The organism is Pseudomonas sp. SWRI77 (genome assembly GCF_014269105.1).
GTDB classification, from domain to species: Bacteria; Pseudomonadota; Gammaproteobacteria; order Pseudomonadales; family Pseudomonadaceae; genus Aquipseudomonas; species Aquipseudomonas capeferrum.
In genome coordinates, this window is record NZ_JABWRV010000053.1 from 1 (window position 1) to 4,548 (window position 4,548).

A 4,548-nucleotide genomic window follows, 5' to 3' on the forward strand; every position below is an offset into this window, starting at 1 on the left:
CGACTTTGCTGTCGGGACGCATCATGGCGGACTGGCTCCAGAAAGAAATCGGGAGCGCAGCATCGGGCTTCAGGTAGTCGCTTGGAATGTGGGCTTCATGGAGCGGACACGCTCCACTGATGCCCTTTCTCCTTACTCGTGCCCATATTTCTCACTCGTGCCCACTCACAGGGACGGGCACGAGTGGAGAAAATGGGCACGAGTAAGACTTGCACCCATCCAACGCTCGCTGTATCGTCCGGTTGTCGCTGCAAATTCAGCGACCGGGTTTGGCGACCCGTACAAATCAAGGCGCATAAGCGCCCCAACTGAATCTGGCGCTTTTTTTGTTCCCAGCATTCGGCTTTATGGTGGCTGTGCGCGGGAGACCTTCGGGTCTGCCGGGTTCCTTGATTCCCGGTTCGCCAACCTGCGTACAGCTGCCACCCTAAATCGTTTGGCGACGATCCGTGGCAGCTCCCCAAATCAAGGAGCTACAACCATGACTGCCCTCATTCCGTCCAAAATCCGCGCCCTTGCCCATCGAAAGATGGCCCTCAGCGCCCTCCGCGCAAACTCGTCCCTGTCCGTCCGCTTGAAGCGCTACAACCATCACATGGATCAAGCCCGCGCCCTGGAAGCCCAAGGAGGTGAGCAATGATCCGTGGTCCGAAGCAAACAGTGCTGGAGCCGGCCGTTCTCGCCGATTTCGAATGCCATCACCAAAACCAGGCTAGGGAGGCGTTCAAAAAGCTCGAATGTATCCTTACGGCGATGATTATCCCGGCTCTTGGTCAGCAGCATCCGATCTCGAAAGACCTTTACGCGCAGCTCGATAACGTCAAACTCGGCTCGCAGAACTTTTGCTGGCGGCACCGGTATGTCGGCTATAGCTACAGCGCGAACGAAGTCGGGGGTGTGCAATGAGCTACTGGAACGATCTCCTACCACGCCACGAAGCGCTAAAGAACATGACTCCCGGTCAGCTTAAAGCGACAGAGCAGGCGACTGAAAGCTGTGTGTCGGTACTCGCGCATGGGATATCAGGCATAGGCCACCTGCTGGCTTGTACAGCATCGAACGACGACACCGGCCTGAACCCTGGGGCAGTAACTGATATAGGCTGGCTTCTCGAAAGCCTAGGCAATCTCGTTGCTAACTTGTCTGACACAAGCGCTGCAGCAACTCTCCATTTGTCCGAAGTCAAACCCGGAGCATAACCATGAACATCCAAAACGGTGCACATGCGCCGATGGGATCGGCTTGCCTGGATAAAGTGCTTAACCGATTAGACAAAGTTAAGTCTGCTGGCGCCGACAAGTGGAAAGCCTGCTGCCCCGCACACAATGACAAGCACCCCAGTTTGGCAATTAGCGAAACTTCGGACGGTGTCGTCTTGCTCAAATGCTGGGCCGGCTGCACAACAAAAGAGATTGTCTCGGCAATTGGTCTGGATTTGCGAGACTTGTTTCCCGGCGATAAAAAACCGAGGCGCGGCCCAAGTAAGGCGGCAATTGAACATGAGCGCATGGTTTATCGGATCGGCCACCCTCTCCAGCGACAAGGGAAGTTGGAGGGTGACGACCTGGCGCGCTTCAACCTCGCCAAGCTGCGCCTGGGGGTCAAATGACTACAGATCGCTTTGCACAAGAATGGACCGAGCCTCTTAGCCCCATCAATCGTGAAAACGTAACCCCCCTATGGCGCGTCAATGCGGTTAAGGCGTCGACAATCAAGGCCGTTCCCATCCGCTGGCTGTGGCCTGGCTGGCTGGCCAAAGGAAAGCTGCACATCCTCGCCGGCGCTGGCGGTACCGGGAAGACCACGCTGCTGATCGGTCTGATCGCCACCATCACCACTGGTGGACGCTGGCCCGATGGCAGCCGCTGTAGCGAGCCGGGTAATGCACTCATCTGGTCGAGTGAGGATGATCCAGCCGATACGCTGATCCCTCGCTTGACCGCTGCTGGCGCTGACATGAGCCGCGTCTACATCATCCAGGGGCTCACGAACGCTAGGGGCGACGCCGATCCATTCGACCCAGCCAACGACATTGTCCGTTTGCGTGAAACGGCCAGCGAGATTGGCGGTGTATCGCTTCTGATGCTCGACCCCATCGTCAGCGCAGTGAAGGGTGACATGCACAAGGCCAATGATGTGCGTCGGGCGCTGCAAGGCGTGGTGGACTTCGCCGAGCAGAACCTTTGCGCCGTGGTGGGAATTTCCCACTTCGCCAAGGGTGGTGCTGGCTCGTCGCCTGCTGATCGAGTTATTGGCTCGCAAGCGTTCTCGGCGCTGGCGCGCACGGTACTGGTAGCTGCCAAGCAGGAAGACTCCGACCAACGCGTGCTGGCGCGAGCGAAGTCGAACATCGGCGCTGACGAGGGAGGGGTCTCCTACACCATCGAGCCATGCGACATCGGAGATGGGATCGAAGCCACTCGCGTGGTGTGGGGCGCAGCCATCGAAGGTAGTGCCCGGGAGATCCTCGGAGAAGCGGAGGCATCCAGTGATGAGGAGGCACAAGACCTGGATGATCCCAGCGATTGCCTATATCGGATCTTGAAGGACAACCCGCTCGAAAGTAATGAAGCAAAAGCCCTGATGAGGCGCAATGGCTACACCGAAAAACAGATTCGCCGAGCCAGGGAAAAGCTGTCTGTTGTCACCGCCAGAACCGGCAATAAAAAGGATGTGAAGTCGTTCTGGTCATTACCCCAAGCGGGTGGCTCATTCGCGCCCTTTCAACCACTCGTGCCCTCAGAATCCTACTCGTGCCCATCCTCTGGCGTGGGCACGAGTAAGGAAGATGGGCACGAGTGGGAAAATCAGCAGGAAGATCCGCCTCCGGGTGGCGCGCCGCTTCCATCGCTGGATGATGACGCGGAGGACCTGTGATGGCCGCGCTCGACTACCTGCTGGAACGTGGATTTTCCGCAAAGAAGCAAGGTATGCGGGTGCGGATTTCCCCCGCCTCAAAGCTCACCGACGATGTGCGCAAGTACGTCAAAGCCAACCGGCTGGCGCTGCTGGCCGAGCTGGCAGCGAACGATGGCCTGGAGCGCCGCTGCAATTGGACGGTGCTGGTGCCGGGGTGCCGGCCGTTCACCATGATCAGCGAGCCGATCACCCGCGACGAGGCCTTGGCTGATGTTCGTGTGCGCTGGCCAGGTGCAGAGGTGGGGCCATGATCGATCGCAGATACCTCGGCCACCCCTCGTCGAGCGCTTGGCGAAGTGGGACTTCCTCACACCGGCAGGCGGAACAGAGTGGTTTGGGCAGTCAACGAATGCCCCCTACAACACGGACTTATTTCCGGCCTTGCTCGGATTTATTTCCGAGGCGGTTGCTTTCCCTCGAATGCCCGGTCAAAGCGGGAAATCCCGCATCGAGAAAATACGGGATTTTCCCACCTTATCAGCCGGCCTGGCCGGTCAGCCACTGTGTAGAAAACGCCACAGTGTGTTGCTTTCTACACAGTGGCGGAATGATCCGAATCGGCTCATTTGGTCTGATTCGGATCATCTGGCCTCGTTCGGTGAAACGACACCCTCATATTGAGGAGCAAGCATGACAACCAAACACATCACCCTGACTGACAGCGAGATACGCAAGCAAGCCGGCCAGCCGGTGCGCCAGTTGCGTGACCCGCGTTACCCCGAGCTGCGATTCCGCTATTCCACCGTCGACCGCACACGGGGTGCCTGGCACGTTGTTGTCAGGGGCAAATGGGGCAAGGCCGGCGACTTCCCCAGCTTGACCACCAAGGCCATGCTGACCGCGCTGCCGGCCATCCTGGGGCGCCGTGCCGCAGACGCCGAGGCCACCTCGCTGACCAGCACCTGGAGCCGTACTGGAGAGCTGCTGGACTGGTATCTGGATCGTATGCTGCGCGACCGCAACTTGTCGGCCAAGCGCAAGGCCGGCGCGAAGTCGGCCATCACCTGCCACCTTGCGCCACGGCTGCATGACTTGCCGCTGGCCGAGGTGAGCAAGGCCACGCTCGATCAACGCCTGATGTGGCCACTGCAAGAGCGTTATGCCCTGTCGTTCGTGCGCCTGGTGTTCAACGTGCTGGCGGTGGCCATGCGCAAGGCACACCGGCTTGGGATGATCGAGCAGAATCCCATGAGTGCACTGCGCTTCGGGGATTTCGTTGGGGTGCGGATCAAGCCCAAGTCGTCACGGCTGCGGGAGCGAGACTTGCCCGATCTGCTGGCCAAGCTGGCAGGCTGGAGCGAGGCGCGGCCTGGTAATGCGCTGCTGGCGCTGATGATGCTGTGCCACGGTACCCGCCTGGGTGAGACGCGCAGCGCGCTGTGGCGCAACGTCGATCTGCAGGCCGGCCAGTGGTTCATCCCAGCTGACGACACCAAGACGAAGCAGAACCACACCCTGCCGCTCACCCGCCAGGCTTGTGCACTGCTGAGCCGCTATCAGGCCCAACAGGCCGCCCAGGGCTATCACGGTGCCTACCTGTTCCCAGCCAGCCGGCGCGGGCCACTGAGCGCAACCGCAGCGAGCCTGGTGTTTGCCGAACTGAGTGACCGCCAGTGGACCAGCCACGAC

Annotated in this window: 6 protein-coding genes; all 6 read left to right on the forward strand. The window is 59.8% G+C overall.

Annotation, left to right across the window (positions count from 1 at the left end):
• The first annotated feature begins 481 nt into the window (after window positions 1–481).
• Window positions 482–640 (forward strand): hypothetical protein, encoded by a 159-nt coding sequence (locus HU766_RS25850; RefSeq protein WP_186661797.1) that lies wholly within the window; start codon window positions 482–484, stop codon window positions 638–640.
• A complete protein-coding gene (locus tag HU766_RS25855; protein ID WP_186661799.1) occupies window positions 637–906 on the forward strand; it encodes a hypothetical protein in 270 nt (89 codons plus the stop codon). Before HU766_RS25850 ends, HU766_RS25855 begins: the two co-directional genes overlap by 4 nt.
• 295 nt (window positions 907–1,201) lie before the next feature.
• Entirely contained in the window at window positions 1,202–1,609 is a 408-nt protein-coding gene (locus HU766_RS25860; protein ID WP_186661801.1) for a virulence-associated protein E, read from the forward strand.
• Window positions 1,606–2,877, forward strand: a complete 1,272-nt coding sequence (locus HU766_RS25865) for an AAA family ATPase (protein ID WP_186661804.1) — start codon at window positions 1,606–1,608, stop codon at window positions 2,875–2,877. Before HU766_RS25860 ends, HU766_RS25865 begins: the two co-directional genes overlap by 4 nt.
• Complete coding sequence (locus tag HU766_RS25870; RefSeq protein ID WP_047594653.1) at window positions 2,877–3,170, forward strand: hypothetical protein; 294 nt, start codon at window positions 2,877–2,879, stop codon at window positions 3,168–3,170. Before HU766_RS25865 ends, HU766_RS25870 begins: the two co-directional genes overlap by 1 nt.
• Window positions 3,171–3,549: 379 nt before the next feature.
• Window positions 3,550–4,548: site-specific integrase (locus HU766_RS25875; RefSeq protein ID WP_186661813.1), on the forward strand; the 999-nt coding region annotated here is incomplete at its 3' end.

Coding starts and splice junctions, on each gene's coding strand:
- HU766_RS25850 (WP_186661797.1), top strand. CDS start 482: ATGACTGCCCTCATTCCGTCCAAAATCCGCGCCCTTGCCCATCGAAAG.
- HU766_RS25855 (WP_186661799.1), top strand. CDS start 637: ATGATCCGTGGTCCGAAGCAAACAGTGCTGGAGCCGGCCGTTCTCGCC.
- HU766_RS25860 (WP_186661801.1), top strand. CDS start 1,202: ATGAACATCCAAAACGGTGCACATGCGCCGATGGGATCGGCTTGCCTG.
- HU766_RS25865 (WP_186661804.1), top strand. CDS start 1,606: ATGACTACAGATCGCTTTGCACAAGAATGGACCGAGCCTCTTAGCCCC.
- HU766_RS25870 (WP_047594653.1), top strand. CDS start 2,877: ATGGCCGCGCTCGACTACCTGCTGGAACGTGGATTTTCCGCAAAGAAG.